At 69.3% G+C, this 15,034-nt stretch carries 8 protein-coding genes; 6 read left to right on the forward strand and 2 right to left on the reverse strand.

From position 1 onward, the window contains the following. Positions 1 to 80: 80 nt before the first annotated feature. Positions 81 to 2,612 (reverse strand): ExeM/NucH family extracellular endonuclease, encoded by a 2,532-nt coding sequence (locus tag EXW95_RS19375; protein WP_174369149.1) that lies wholly within the window; start codon positions 2,610 to 2,612, stop codon positions 81 to 83. Positions 2,613 to 2,963: 351 nt separating this feature from the next. Between EXW95_RS19375 and EXW95_RS19380 the strand changes: the two genes are divergently transcribed. From EXW95_RS19380 to EXW95_RS19405, 6 genes are all read left to right on the forward strand, one after another. Further along, positions 2,964 to 3,509 carry a 2Fe-2S iron-sulfur cluster-binding protein gene (locus tag EXW95_RS19380; RefSeq protein WP_174369150.1) on the forward strand — a complete coding sequence of 182 codons (546 nt, stop codon included), beginning with the start codon at positions 2,964 to 2,966 and terminating at the stop codon, positions 3,507 to 3,509. After that, entirely contained in the window at positions 3,506 to 4,522 is a 1,017-nt protein-coding gene (locus EXW95_RS19385; protein WP_174369151.1) for a xanthine dehydrogenase family protein subunit M, read from the forward strand. The genes EXW95_RS19380 and EXW95_RS19385 overlap by 4 nt, the downstream gene beginning before the upstream one ends. Beyond that, positions 4,519 to 6,642 (forward strand): xanthine dehydrogenase family protein molybdopterin-binding subunit, encoded by a 2,124-nt coding sequence (locus tag EXW95_RS19390; RefSeq protein ID WP_174369152.1) that lies wholly within the window; start codon positions 4,519 to 4,521, stop codon positions 6,640 to 6,642. Before EXW95_RS19385 ends, EXW95_RS19390 begins: the two co-directional genes overlap by 4 nt. A gap of 571 nt (positions 6,643 to 7,213) precedes the next feature. Continuing rightward, entirely contained in the window at positions 7,214 to 7,984 is a 771-nt protein-coding gene (locus tag EXW95_RS19395; RefSeq protein WP_174369153.1) for a type II toxin-antitoxin system prevent-host-death family antitoxin, read from the forward strand. Then, positions 7,981 to 8,913 carry a ParB/RepB/Spo0J family partition protein gene (locus tag EXW95_RS19400; RefSeq protein WP_174369154.1) on the forward strand — a complete coding sequence of 311 codons (933 nt, stop codon included), beginning with the start codon at positions 7,981 to 7,983 and terminating at the stop codon, positions 8,911 to 8,913. The genes EXW95_RS19395 and EXW95_RS19400 overlap by 4 nt, the downstream gene beginning before the upstream one ends. A 174-nt stretch (positions 8,914 to 9,087) precedes the next feature. After that, entirely contained in the window at positions 9,088 to 11,928 is a 2,841-nt protein-coding gene (locus EXW95_RS19405) for an EAL domain-containing protein (protein ID WP_174369155.1), read from the forward strand. A gap of 444 nt (positions 11,929 to 12,372) precedes the next feature. On the opposite strand, the gene EXW95_RS19410 is transcribed toward EXW95_RS19405, so the two are convergent. Beyond that, positions 12,373 to 15,000, reverse strand: coding sequence for an AAA family ATPase (locus EXW95_RS19410; RefSeq protein ID WP_174369156.1), 2,628 nt, complete (start codon positions 14,998 to 15,000; stop codon positions 12,373 to 12,375). Positions 15,001 to 15,034 lie beyond the last annotated feature (34 nt).

A 15,034-nucleotide genomic window follows, 5' to 3' on the forward strand; every position in this document is an offset into this window, starting at 1 on the left:
ACGGTACCCGGTACACTCCCAGGCTGAAAAAGGGAAGGCGTGGCCGCGAACTGCCGACCACGCCCCCCCTGCCCTGCAGGTCAGCGCACGCCGAGCCCGTCGAAGGTGTCGGTCGCGAAGCCGTCCCACTCGGCCGCGGGGTCGAAGGCGTCGGTGCCGTTGGCGTCGCCCGCGGTCACCGCGGCCTTGCGGCGGATGGTGTTGTCGGCCGTGGAGGTCAGACCCGTGCCCCACTCGCTGCCGGGATCGAAGCCGATCTGGCCGATCACGTCGACCCGCTGGCCGTTCAGGATGAGTTCCAGCGCGTCGTCCCCGTTGAAGTTCGTGACGGTGCTCTCCGCGTTCGCGTAGGCCTTGAGCGCCGCGACGGCGTTGGGGTTGACGAGGACGTACGTCGCGCCCGGCGCGATGGTCTCGGCGAGCGTGAACACGTTACTGGCATTAGGCGTGGTCGACCCGTTGTTGTACAGGTTCACCGTGAGGGTACCTGCGGCGATGGGCACGTTCTTGCCGTTGTAGATCTCGATGGCCTTGTTGTTGCTGGCCCCCTCGACGTACTCGCTGAAGTACACGCTGCCGGTCTCCACGACGCTCTGCACGGTCACGGTCTTGGTGGCGGCGGTGGTGGTGGCGCCGCGGGTGGCCGTGACGGTCACCGTGAACGTCCCGGCGGCCGCGTAGGTGTGCGTGGCGACACCGCCCGCGACGTTCAGGGAGTCGCTGCTGCCGTCGCCCCAGGTGACGCTGACACTGTCCGGCGCGCCGCCCGTGGTGTACGTCAGGGCGTACGCCTGCCCGGCGGTGACGCTGGCGTCCCCGCTGGCCTGCACAGTCAGGGGAAGGACCGGGTCGCCGTCGGCCTTCAGGTTCAGGCCGACCAGCACGGGGTCATGGTCGCTGCTGCGGAACGGGGTGGGCGTGTACAGGTCCGGGGTGGTGCAGGTGGCGCTGGTGCATTCGGGGTGGTTCTTGAACTCGATGTTGTAATCGAGGAAGACCGGCTCGTCACTGTTGATGTGCCACTCGGTGATGCCCGTGACCTGCGCCGCCAGGGCGCTACTGGACAGTGCGTGGTCGAGGTAGCCGAATTCGCCGTTGAACTGGTAGCTGTAGCGGTCCGCGGCGGGAATGCGTTTGTTCAGGCTCTCGAAGCCTGCGGCCTCGATGGTCTTGATGGGGTCCTCGGCGCCGTAGGCGTTCAGGTCACCCATGATCAGCACGTCCGGGTCGCTGAGTTTCAGGCGGTCGGCGAAGGCCAGCACGGCTTTGGCCTGATCGACGCGCAGCAGGTTCCAGCAGCCCTGGCCCTGGTCGGTGTCGCCGCTGGTGGGGCAGCTGCCCTTGCTCTTGAAGTGGTTGGCCATGACCGTGAAGATGCCCTTGCCTGCGCGGTCGCGGAAGATCTGCGCGACGGGCGGGCGGCTGTACACGCTGGCGGTGTCGATCTGCGGGGCGCCGATCGTCTCGACGCGGTCGGGGCGGTAGATGATGGCGACGCGGATGGCGTCGGTGCCGACGGTGCCGGTCTGCACGCTGGCGTACTCGGTGCGGCCACTGGCGGTGTTCAGGGCGGCGACGAGGTCGTTCAGGGCCGTCTCGCCGTTGTTCTCGACTTCCATCAGCGTGATGACGTCGGCGTTCAGGGCGCGCAGTTCCGCGACGATCTTGGCCTTCTGACGGGTGAACTCGGTGGCGTTGCTCGCGCCGCGCCCGGCGCTGCCGAGGGTGGTGAAGTAGTTCAGGACGTTGGCGCCCGCGACCTTGATGGTGCCGCCCACGTCTTTGGGCGCGGCCGTGCGGGGGTTGCTGGCCGTGAAGGTGGGCGCCTTGGTGGGCTGGACCTTGTAGTTGCCGTTGGCGTAGTGCAGGACGCCTTCGAGGCCGCTGACGGTGTCACCGGCGCGGCGGGTGGCGGTCTGCGCGTCCGCGCTGGTGAGGTAGGGCACCGTGGCCGGGTTCTGCTTGCTGCTCAGGTCGTCCAGGCGGATGGTCCGCAGCTTGTTCTCGGCGGCGCTGCCCCCCTGCCCGTTCGTGGGGTTGAACAGTCTCCCGCCGCTGGACAGGCCCAGTTCACCGAAGCGGCCCAGGGTGAAGGTGTCGGTGACGGTCAGGGACTGCTTGATGGTGATCAGCATGCCCTCGGTCGCCTCCAGCGCGGTGGCGGACGCGGCGGGCAGCGTCACGGCCGCCGGGGCCGGGAGGCTGGTCGTCCCGCAGGAGGTCAGGGTGGTGACCGTGTCGATCTCGGTCAGGCCGCTGAATTCCTTGACGGTCCCGGTGACTTCCACGACCTCGCCCGCCTTGACGGTGCGGGGGGTGGTGGCGGTGTACACGAAGATGCCGTCGCTGGTGTCGGCCTTGCCGTCGGGCGCGACGTCCTGCAGGTAGAAGCCGCTCAGGCCCGCCTGGGCGTCCAGGGTCACGACGCCGCGCACCGTGACGACCTGTCCGGCCAGCGGGCTGGCGTCGGCGGCGCCCTGCACGGTACCGATGGTGGTGACGGTGGTCCCGGCGGGGCAGGCGTAGGTGGGAGGGGTGGGCGTGGGGGTGCAGGCGGCAAGCAGGGAGGTCAGGGCCAGCAGCGCAGCGCTGCACGTCATGATCTTGTTCATTGGTGCTCCTGGGGTTGTGAATTGAGAATGCACAAAAGTCTACTGCATGAATCGTGGATGAAACACGTCAGCTGGTTATCACGTCGCGCGACCGTGCATCGCGTGAACCTGCACCGACCACCCGCCGCGTCCGGCGACCTGCGCGGGTGCGCGCCCCACGGCGGCCAGGGCAGCGTCTGGACCACACGAAGTCCAACCGGGTCAGCCCGGCATGCGCGCGGGGTGAATTGAACGATCAGAACGGCGAATGCCGACACCGGACGCTCAAGGTTTGCGCCGCCCTGCTCTATGCTGGAGTCCCGTCTCCTCCCGTTCATGCCGGTCGGCCCGGCCACTTTTTTCGGAGTTCCCATGCGTATCCCCCTGCACCTCACGGTCAACGGTCACGATCACCACCTCGACCTCGATCCGCGCACGTCCGTCCTGGACGCCCTGCGCGACCACCTCGGCGTGACGTCGGTCAAGAAGGGCTGCGATCACGGGCAGTGCGGCGCCTGCACCGTCCTCGTGGACGGCGAGCGCATCCTGTCGTGCCTGGGACTGGCGGCGTCCTACGACGGCGCGCAGGTCGTGACGGCCGAGGGGCTCGGCACGCCCGCGGACCTCCACCCGCTGCAGCAGGCGTTCCTCGACCATGACGGCCTGCAGTGCGGGTACTGCACGCCGGGGCAGGTCTGCTCGGCGGTGGGGATGCTGCGGGAGTTCCGCCGGGGCATGCCCAGTCACGTCACGCCGGACATTCAGGCCACGCCGCATCTGTCGGACGCGGAGATCCGCGAGCGGATGAGTGGCAACCTGTGCCGCTGCGGCGCGTACGTCCATATCGTCGCGGCGATCCGGGACGCCCAGCACGCCGACCTCGATCCCGCCGAACCGCGGCCCGGAGAGCACCGGTGAAGCCCTTCACCTTCGGGCGCGCGCAGACGGTCCCTGAAGCCCTGAGCCTGATCGGCCCAGGCGGCGCGTTCCTGGCGGGCGGGACCAACCTGGTCGATCACCTGCGGCTGGGCATCCGTCAGGTGGACACGCTGGTGGACATCCGCCGCCTCGACCTCACCCGGATCACCGCGACCGAGGGAGGGGGCCTGCGGATCGGGGCGCTCGTGCGCAACAGCGACCTGGCGGCGCATCCGCTGATCCGCCAGCGCTACCTGTTCGTGGCCGAGGCGCTCCTGTCGGGGGCGTCCGGGCAGATCCGCAACATGGCCACCACGGGCGGCAACCTGCTCCAGCGGACCCGCTGCGTGTATTTCCAGGACCTGACCACGCCCTGCAACAAACGCGAGCCCGGCTCCGGCTGCGCCGCGCAGGACGGCTTCGGGCGGTACAACGCGGTGCTGGGCACCTCCGAAGCCTGCGTGGCCGTGCACCCGTCGGACCTGTGCGTGCCCCTGGCAGCGGTGGACGCCGAGGTCCTCGTCGAGGGGCCGTCCGGACCGCGCCGGATTCCCTTCGCGGAGTTCCACCGCCTGCCCGGCGATCACCCGCAGCTCGATACCACCCTACGGCCCGCGGAATTGATCGTCGCGGTGGAGTTGCCCCCACTGCCCCTGGCGCAGCACTCGGCGTACCGCAAGGTCCGCGAGCGGGCCTCCTACGCGTTCGCACTCGTCTCGGTCGCGGCGGCCCTCCGGGTCGAAAGTGGGCAGGTCGCCGACGTCCGCATCGCGCTGGGCGGCGCCGCCCACCGACCCTGGCGCGCCGCCGTGGCGGAGGCGGCCCTGCTCGGCCAGCCCGCCACGGCGGACGCGTTCACTGCGGCGATCACCGCGGAACTCGCGCCCGCCCGGACCGGACCTCACAACGCCTACAAACTCCCACTGATCCGCAATACCGTCGTCGCCGTGCTGGAAGAACTCCGCGACGGCACGACCGCCCGGCGCCGCGCCGAGCAGGGAGGCGAAGGGTGAACGCAGAACGGCACATCGGCCAGGACCGCGTCCGCGTCGACGGACCCCTGAAAGTCACGGGCACCGCCCCGTACGCCTACGAGCAACCCACCGACGCGCCGCTCCACCTGTATCCCCTGACGTCCACCGTCCCCCGCGGCCGCGTCCGGTCCATCGACGCCCGCGCGGCCGAGGCGCTGCCCGGCGTGCAGCTGGTCCTGACGCACGAGAACGCCCCGAACCTGCTCGTGAAGGCCGACCCGGAACTGTACATCCTGCAGTCCCCGGACGTCCTGTACTGGGGGCAGTTCATCGGCGCGGTCGTCGCCGACACGCCCGAGATCGCCCGGCACGCCGCGTCGCTCGTCACCGTCACCTACGACGAGGCGCCCTTCGACGCCCACTTCCGGCCGGATCACCCGCAGACGTACCGACCCCGGCGCGTCAACGCCTTCAAGAAGACCGACACGCACGAGGGTGACGTGGACGCCGCCCTGGCTCACGCGCCGGTCACGGTCGACCGGACGTACACGACCCCCACCGAGCATCACAACCCGATCGAACCGCATCCCGTCACGGCCATCTGGCACGCCGAGCACCCGCTGAACGTCACCGCCCGGCGCCTGACCCTGTACGACGCGAACCAGGGCCCGGTCTTCCACCTGATGTTCCTGGCGCCCATGCTGGGCCTGCTGCCCGGCCAGATGCTCATCCACACGCCGTACGTGGGCGGGTCGTTCGGCACGAAGGGCATGCCGCACTCGCACCTGATCCTCACGGCACTCGCCGCGAAGACCCTGCCCGGACGGCCCGTCAAGTACGCCATGACCCGCCAGCAGATGTTCGACACCACCGGCTACCGGCCCGAAAGTCACCAGCGGGTGCGCCTCGCGGCCAGTGCGGACGGGCGACTCACCGCGCTGACCCACGACGCCGTCGCGCCCACCGCCCGCTGGAAGGAATTCGTCGAGCAGACCGCCACCGCGTCGCGCATCATGTACGCCGCGCCCAACCGGAGCACGACCCACCGCGCGGTCCCGCTGGACATCCCGGCCAGCATGTTCATGCGCGCCCCGGGCGAATTCACGGGCATGTTCGCGCTGGAAACCGCCATGGACGAACTCGCCGTCAAGCTGGACCTCGACCCCATCGAGCTGCGCCGGCGCAACGAACCCGCGCGGGATCCCGAGACGGGCCACCCGTGGAGCGGCCGGCACCTGACGCAGTGCCTGACCGAGGGCGCCCGGCTGTTCGGCTGGGACCAGCGCCAGCCGCCCGCCACCCGGCGCCGCGGCGAGTGGCACTACGGGATGGGCGTCGCGGCGTCCACCTACCCGGACCAGCACCTGCTCTCCACCTGGGCCGCCGTGCACTACCGGCAGGGTCGTTATCACGTGCAGTTGCAGGCCAGTGACATCGGCACCGGCGCCTGGACGATCCTCGTGCAGATTGCCGCGGACGCGCTGCAGGTCAGCGTGGACCGCATCCACCTCGAGATCGGCCGCAGTGACCTGCCGCTCGCCATGGGCGCCGGGGGCAGCATGGGCACCTACACCTGGGGCAGTTCCATCATGGCCGCCGCGGCGCAGTTCACCCGCAAGTACGGCCCGACCCCGCCGGAAGGGGCGCGCGTGCAGGCCCGGGGTGTGCGCCCTAAGGACTTCCGGAAGTACAGCCGGCACGCGTTCGGCGCGCACTTCGCGGAAGTCAGGGTCAGCCGCGTCACCGGTGAGGTCCGCGTGACCCGCCTGCTGGGCGTGTACGACCCGGGCCGCATCATCAACCCCCGCACCGCCACCTCGCAGTTCATCGGCGGGATGACCATGGGCCTCTCCGCGGCGCTACACGAGGAGAGTTACCTCGACCCGCGCTACGGGCACGTCGTGAACCGTGACCTGGCGGGCTACCACATCGCCGCGCACGCCGACGTCCCGGACATCCAGGCCCGCTGGATCGAACATCCCGATTTCGCGTTCGGACCGACCGGCGCCAGGGGCATCGGGGAGATCGGCATCGTGGGCGTCCCGGCCGCCATCGGCAACGCCATCTACAACGCCACCGGCAAGCGCCTGCGCGCCCTGCCGTTCACGCCCGACAGGCTGCTCACGGCGGACGCCGACCCGGTCAGCCGCACGCCCTGAATGAACGCCAGCGCGGGAGGCGCACATGAGGCAGGCGCCGGGCAGGGCGGACTTGAAGGCGGGATGGTGCCCGCCGAATATCAATATTCGGGGATCAGAGACTGGGGAGGACCACTGGATCGCGTGGAGTGATCAACAGCGGGTCGGGAAGTGGGCGTGGCCTGCAGCCGACTCCCTCCTCCCGACCCGCTGGAGAGACGCCCCCATGCCCTGTTGCCCCTCGCCGACCAGGGTGCCCGCTCCCGCTGTCATCACTGCCACGCGACGTTCACAGCGACGGGTGGCACACCGCTCTCTCGACTCAGGACTGATCCCAACATCGTCCAACTGGTCCTGACCCTCTTGACCTTCGGATGCCCCATTCCAGTGGGGGTCATGGCCTTCACGATCGACAAGCGCACACTGGCCGACTGGGGGAGCAAAGCCGGTGAACACGGTGCGCCTGTTCACGACCACCTCGTCTGTCCGGACCAGTCGCATCTCGACTAAGCGTAGACAGACTGACTCTGGTGTCGGAGCCGACTGGGCGTGGGGGCTGGACCCGTTGTGTACACATGTGTACACTTCTGTCATGGCCAACAAGAGTGTCGGTGTGCGGTCCCTGCGTGAAGACCTGCCGGATGTCCTGCGGGAAGTGAAGGAGACGGGCCGCCCGGTGACGGTCACGCGGCATGGCGAGGCGCTCGCCACCATCGTGCCCGGCACGGTCACCGGTCCCACGAAGGCGCCGCGCATCCTGGCCCTGAATTCCCTCAAGGGCGGTGTGGGCAAGACGACCATCACGATGCACCTCGCGGCAGCGATCTCAGCGAGTGGCGAGCGGGTCGTGGTGCTGGACGCCGACGAGGAGGTCAGTGCGCTGCGCTGGCAGCAGCACGCTCAGGCCGACGGCATCACCCTGCCGTTCCGGGTCGTGGCGGCCGACCGCAACAGCCTCATGCGGCAGGCCCGGGAACTCGCCCGCGACGGCACGGTCGTGATCATCGACACGCCCCCCAACAACCGCGAGATCCTCAAGAGCGCCGCGACGGTCGCTGACGTCGTCCTGGTGCCGGTGCTGCCCACCGCGATGGATCTGGATCGCCTCGGCACCACGCTGGAACTGCTCGCCGATCTCGAGGCGGCCCTCCCGAACTTCAACTACGCGATCGTCCTCAACCGCTTCGATGCCCGGAAGGCCATGGCGCACGATGCGAACGCCGCCCTGGACCGCCATCCACGTTTCGAGACGGTCATCCGGTCGCTCGCCTCGTACGAACGGGGCTTCGGCACCGCGCCGAGTGACCTCGAGCAGTTCCGCACCCTGTGGCAGGAACTCCTGAGCGTGATGGAGGGCGCATGAACAAGTTCGCCCGCAAGAGCAGTGACCGCATGACCGCCGTGCTGGACCGGGCGCGGGACTACGCGGCGCCCACGCCGGCCGCCACGCCCGGTCTGATTCCAGTGGCGCATATCGATGCGAACCCCGATCAGCCCCGGCGGCATTTCGATGAGGTCGCCCTGCAGGACCTGGCCCGCAGCGTCGCTGCGCAGGGCGTGCTGCAACCGATCCTGGTCCGGCCCGTTGGGACGCGGTTCCAGATCGTGTTCGGCGAGCGGCGCTTCCGGGCGGCGCAACTGGCCGGGCTGACGTCCATCCCGGCCATGGTGAAGGCCGTCGCGGACGCCGATCTGCCCGTGGTGGCGGCACTGGAAAACCTGCAACGGCATGACCTCAACCGCTTCGAGGAGGTCCGCGCGAAGGTGCACCTGGTGGCTGAACTGTTCAGCATCACGCCCCCGGAGGTGCCGACATACCTGAAACGCCTGCGCGCCCAGCCGGACGAGCACGCGGCGGACGTCCTGGCCCTGGAGCAACTGTTCGGGCAACTGGGCGGGGAACAGTGGCGGTCATTCGTGGTCAACGGGCTGCCGGTCCTGAATCTGCCTGACGGAATCCGCCGCGCCGTCGAGGACGGAACGCTGGCCTACAGCAAGGCCCTGCTGATCGCCCGGGCACCGGCCGCGCATCAGGATGCGCTGGTCGGCAACACCCTCACGCACGGCTGGACCCAGACTGAACTCCAGCGGCAGATCCGCGCCCTGCTCTCCCCCACTCCTGCGGCCACGGTCTCGCCGGACACGCTGGCCGCGCTGAAACGGCAGCTCACGCCGCGCCGCCTGGCCGACCTGACGCCCGACCGGCGCACCGAGGCCGAGCGGCTGATGCGCGCCCTGCAGGACCTGCTGAACTCATCCCACACACGCGGCGTGGACGCCTCCGATTCCTGAATATTGATATTCAGCCGGAGACGTCCATGCCGTGCGTCTCCATCCGGGGCGGCCCGCACACAGCGTCCACCGTCCCTCGTCCGCGCAGATGACGCGGCGTTCACTGACCCTTCAGAACAGCCGCTCATGCCCGCCGTGAGCAGAATGCACGGCGCCCGGCGGGTACCATGCCGTATGGACTCAGCTCCCTTCCTGCCGCCCGGGACACCGTACGCCAGGCACCGCTCGCAGATGCTGGAGGCGGTCTTCCAGCATTCGCCGATCGGGAAGGCGCTGGTGTCCACGGAAGGCCAGTTCATCACGGTGAACCCCGCAATGAGCAACATCCTGGGTTACGAGGCCGAGACGCTCAAACAACTCACCTTTCAGGAGATCACGCACCCGGACGACCTGGAAGCAGACCTGACCCTGCTGCGGGAACTGAGCCGCGGTGAGCGTGACCACTACACCATGGTGAAAAGGTACCGGCACCGCGACGGCCACCTCGTGTGGGCGCAACTGGACGTCGCCATGGTCGTCGAGGACAGTGGGGTCCCCGCCTTCTACATCGCGCAGATCCAGGATGCCACCGACCGGCTCGACCACGAGCGCGCCCTCACCGACCGCCTCCGCCTGGCGCTGGACGCCACCCAGGACGGCATCTGGGACTGGGAACTGCCCCGCCCGGACGTGACGGTCTCCACGACGCTGCTGAACCTGACCGGACTGACCGCCCGTGCCGAGACGATCTCCGCACGGGCGTGGCTGCGGCTGGTGCACCCGGCGGACCGTCACCTGATCCTCACGGCACTGCGATCCCACCTGCGCGGTGAGCAGGCACGGATCGACGTCACCTGTCGCCAGCGTCAACCGGACCGACGCTGGCGCTGGGTGTCCCTGCGCGGGCGTGTCACCCGGCGAAACGACGCGGGCCACGCCACACGCCTGACCGGCACACTGGGCGACGTCGACGGTCGCGTCCGGGCACAGCAGGATCTGCAGGTTCTGCTTGACCACCTGCCCGCCATGATCGGGTACTGGGACTGCAACCTGGAGCCCCGCTTCGCCAACCGCACGCTCCTGACCTGGTCCGAACCGGACGGACACGGGCCGGAGACACCCGTACACCCGTTTCCCCTGGACACGGTGAGGCGCGCCCTGAACGGCGAGGAGCAACGCTGTGAACTTCAGGTCAACACCCGCAAGGGCACTCGGCAGGCCCGACTTCATCTCATTCCGGACCGGCAGGACGGGGAGGTCCTGGGCGTCTTCGCGCTGGGCGTGGACATCACCGATCTGCGCGAGACCGAACGGGCCCTGTTCGAGCAGAAGGAACTTGCCCGGGTGACGTTGAAATCAATCGGTGACAGTGTCGTCACCACCGACCCTCACGGACGGGTGACCTCGATGAATACAGTCGCGCAGCGCATGACCGGCTGGACCCTTGAGGAGGCGATGGGACAGCCGGTCGAGACAGTGATGCCACTCACCGACGAGGCCAGCGGGCAACCACTGCCCAATCCCCTGCGGATCGCCCTGACCGAGCATCGACCACAGGGCATGGCACCGGGCGCCCTCCTGACCAGCCGTGACGGCCGGACGTACCGTGTGGAAGATTCCGCAGCGCCGATCACGACCGAGCAGGGCCAGCATCTCGGCGGCGTGATCGTCTTCCACGACGTGACTGAGAAACGCGCGCTGTCCGATCACATGACCTATCTCGCGCAGCACGACGCGCTTACCGACCTGCCCAACCGCACCCTGCTCCAGGCCCGACTGCAGTACATGACGGAACTCAGTGGGCGGCAGGACTCGACGTTCGTCGTGGCGTTCCTGGACCTCGACGGCTTCAAGACCGTGAACGACACCCTCGGGCACGCGGTCGGTGACGACCTGCTGCGTCAGGTCGCCGGGCGCCTCCGGAGCCACCTGCGCAGTTCGGACACCCTCAGCCGCGTCGGCGGTGACGAGTTTGTCCTGCTGCTGCCTGCACCGATCACCCGCGCCCAGGCTGAACGCGCCACAGACAAACTGCTCGCCCGGCTGCGCGACCCCTTCACGGTCGGCGACCACGAGGTGCGCGTCAGTGCCAGCATCGGCGCGGTCATCTACCCCCACGACGGGCAGACCGGCGAGGAGCTGATGAAACGCGCCGACCTCGCCATGTACCGCGCCAAGGCGTCGGGACGCAACCGCGTATGCTACTTCGACGCGAGTCAGGAACGGGAGGAAATCGAGAAGCACCGCCTCGTCCAGGCCCTGCAACTCGCCGTGGATCGCCAGCAGTTCGACCTGGCCTACCAGCCCAAAGTCGACGGGCGCACAGGCCAGATCACCGGGGTCGAGGCGCTGCTGCGGTGGTCTCCGGACGGGCAACCCGTCGCACCCAACCGGTTCATTCACGTCGTGGAGGAACTCGGGCAGATGAAGCCGCTGGGCAGGTGGGTGCTGACGACCGCGTGCCAACAGGGCCAGCAGTGGCTGGAGGCAGGTCACCCGCTGCAGGTGGCCGTTAATGTCTCACCCGTGCAGTTCCGTGATCCGGATTTTGTGGCCACCGTGCGGGAGGCACTGGACCGGACCGGATTTCCGCCGCACCTGCTGGAACTCGAGGTGACCGAGAGCGTCCTGATGCACGAGGTCGGGCGGGTGAAGGCGGTGCTCACGGACCTGCGGGACCTGGGCGTGCACACGGCCATCGACGACTTCGGTACAGGCTACTCCAGCCTCAGTTACCTGCACGCCCTGCCGCTGGATATCCTGAAGATCGACCGCGCCTTCGTGAGCGGCGCCATGAACGACGCACGCAGCGACGCCCTGCTGCGCGGCATCGTCAGCCTGGCACGCGCACTGAATCTGAACCTGACCGCCGAGGGCGTCGAGACGGATGCCGAGCGGCGCCACCTGCTGGACATCGGATGCGAGACCATGCAAGGCTTTCTGTTTGCCCCACCCATGAGCCCCGCAGATCTGCGTGCCCGGCTGGCGCAACCGGCACCCGCCCTGCACACGCCGCTTCGACCGCCTGAATATTGATATTCACAGCGGTTGCCAGTTCCACCCTGGGGGCAAGGGCATGCCCGCTCGACATCCTCCCGCTGTTCTCTTCAGCGGCCAACTGGAATCCTTATGGTGTCCAGAATCCACCGCACGTCTGCCCTGCCGGACACCTCGTTACGTCGCGTCCATACACACAGGGTGATACCAGTACACCATCAGCTCGGCACCACCTTGAATATTGATATTCAGGACGCAGGGGCGGCAGCGTCATAGTTAGTCGGAACCACAAAATGTCGTTTTTCCGGGTCTGGCGAGCGCCCTCGATGCGCGCCGGAGCAGCATGGATTCTGGGCGTGAAGTTCGCAGATCCGCGCTGTGATCTGCGGACGACGACGACAGCAGCCGGATGCGCGAGGAGGGCGAAGGGGGCTTCAGACAGCCGAATATTGATATTCAGGGCGGCATGGAACCGGCACCTCATCAGACCGGTGCGCCCCGGAGGCCTGGCATGCCGCGCAGGGCGCGCTGCACCTCGGCGAGGGCCTCCTGCGGGCTCCACGCGCGTCCTGTCTGCCAGGCCTGTTCTGCCACTTCTGGCTCACCGGCGTCCAGCAGGTTGAGCGTGCGGCGGAGCAGGTCTGCACGCCACTCCTCCTCGGCGGGCAGGGGCGCGCTCTCGACGTGGCTGTCGTGCGCGCTCGCGGCAGACAGCAGTTGAGCGGCGAGCACCGGTTGCCCCAGATCAAGGACGAGCCGCGCCAGGGCCGCCAGGGCCGCCGGGATGTGGTTGAGGAACTGCCGGTCACTCAGCCCCTGTAGCGCCTGAACGTACAGGGGCGCGGCCCGGTCGGGACGCCCGAGGTCGTGATGCGCCGAGGCGAGGTTCAGCAGGGCGCTCTCCTCGTCGCCGCCTGCTCGGCGCTTCGCCTGCAGCGCCGCCTCAAAGGCCCGCAGGGCGCCGCTGTGGTCACCCAGGCGCCGCCGGGCCGACCCGAGCCCGTTGAGGCTGCTGGCGACTCCGTTCCACGCTCCTGCGTCCAGGAAACCCTGGTGAGCCGCCTCGAACTGCGTGACGGCCGCGTCGGCGCGGTCCTGCGCCGCGTGGTTGAGTCCGGCCAGGAGGTGCAGCAGGGGAGAGGTATGCCCGAGTGCTGCCGACACCTGCAGGGCCGCGGCAAGATCCTCGTCCGCCTGTGTCGCCAGTCCGAGGTCCATGGCGATCTGCCCGGCGCACAGGAGCGTCTTCGCCCGGAGGTCGGGCGGCAGTGCGTCAGCGCGGCGCAGGACCAGGCGGTACCAGCCGTGAAACTCCCGCAGGGCGGGACCGCGGGCGTAGAACGGCCGCAGGTCGTTCAGGGCGAGCGCTGCGGACTCGAGGTCACCCAGATTCAGCCATTCGGCCACTGAGCGGCGCAGGTTGGGCAGTTCCTGGAAGGCGCGACTCACCCAGGCACTCTCGTCCTGCAGGGCCCGCAGCGCCGAGCCGATCTGCCGGGCGGCGCCGAGGGTCAGCTCCCGGCGCTGACCCTCGGCCAGCGCCAGGTCGGCTGCCGAGAGGTGCTCGGCGGCGAATTCCCGGATCAGCGGGTGCATGTGGTAGCGCCCCTCAGACGTGCAGGCCAGCATGGACGCGTCGATCAGGCGGGTCACGCCGGTCCAGTCCAGGCCGGTGAGGGCCCGCGCCGCGTCCGGGTCGGCGCTGCCCTCGAAGACACTCAGCTTCGCCAGGGACAGCTGATCGGCGGGCGAGAGCCGCGCCCAGCTGTCCCCGACCACGCGCCGCATGCTGGCGTGCCGCTCGCCGCGCCCGGCGTCTTCCAGCACGTCCAGGCTGCGGGACAGGGTCTGCTCGATGCGGGGCAGCGACCACACGCGCCCCCATGCGGCCGCGAGGTGCAGCGCCAGCGGTGACCCCCCGAGCCGCTCGCAGATCCGCGCGACGACCGGCCAGTCGCCTGGCCCGACCCTGACGTCCAGCCGCTGACGCTGGAGAAGTGAGACGAACAGCTGCGCCGCGTCCGACTGCCGGATCCGGTCCGGGGTGGCCCGCTCGGGCGGCAGGGTCAATCCGCCCAGGAACAACGTCCAGGCCGCGTCCAACGGCACGCGTTCACGCGAGGTCAGCAGAACCTTCAGGGCCGGGCAGGCCCGCAGCAGCGGCGGCAGCCAGGTCAGGCGCGCCGGCAGTTGCTCGGCACTGTCGATCAGGAGCAGCGTGGGCTGGTGACCCAGCAGGACCTGCAGCGCGCCGGTCACGTCGTCACCAGCAGGCTGGGGCCGTCCGAGGGCGTGAGCGACTGCCAGCGGCAGATGCACCGGATCAGGCTGCGCCTCGACCGGAATGATCCGCACCTCCCGGTCGATCTCGCGGGCGACCTCGCGGGCCAGACGGCTCTTGCCGATGCCGCCCGGGCCGACGATCACCACGAGCTGCGCGTCTGGCTGCGCCAGGGTGCGCCGCAGCGCCGCGCGCTCCCCGTCACGACCCACGAACGGCAGTTCCGCATGCCGCCCGGCGCGGTCGTCACCGGGCACGCCGCGGGCCCGTTGCGTCCCCGCACCGAGCAGCCGGTCCAGGACCTGCGCTTCGTCGCCGGGTTCAGGGGCGTCCGGCAGCGATCTGGCGCGCCGGGCAAGTTCGGCCGCCCCAGCATGATCGGCGCCTCGCGCGCGCAGGCGTGCCAGGTCCGTCAGCGCTCGCCGCTGCTGCCCGGCGAGGTCCTGCCGGGTGCGCTCGACCCAGTCCTCGAGGTCCGGCGTCCAGCCGCTCAGGGCCACGCCCGTCACGAACGACCCTCCGTACAGGTCCGCGGCCGCCTGCAGGTCACCGTCCCGGAGAGTGGCAGCGAAACGGACGGCGTCGCAGGGGACCGCAGTCGATACCCGCGTGCCCTGCACGACGATCAGGTCGGGGGAGACCTCACGCAGGCGGTTGAGGGTCGTGCGCAGCCGGGCAGCGCCGCTCCGTTCCCCGCCGAAGAACACTTCCACGAGCCGCTCGCGCGTGGTGGGTCCCTCCAGAGCCAGGTACGCGAGCAGCAGCAGCGGTTTGGGCCGGGTGAACACCGCGCCCGTGAGCGCCAGCTGACCGAGCACCTTCAACTGCATGCGGCCAGTGTATGTCGAGCGCCGACCTCCAGCC

The sequence above is a fragment of the Deinococcus sp. JMULE3 genome, assembly GCF_013337115.1.
GTDB lineage: Bacteria > Deinococcota > Deinococci > Deinococcales > Deinococcaceae > Deinococcus.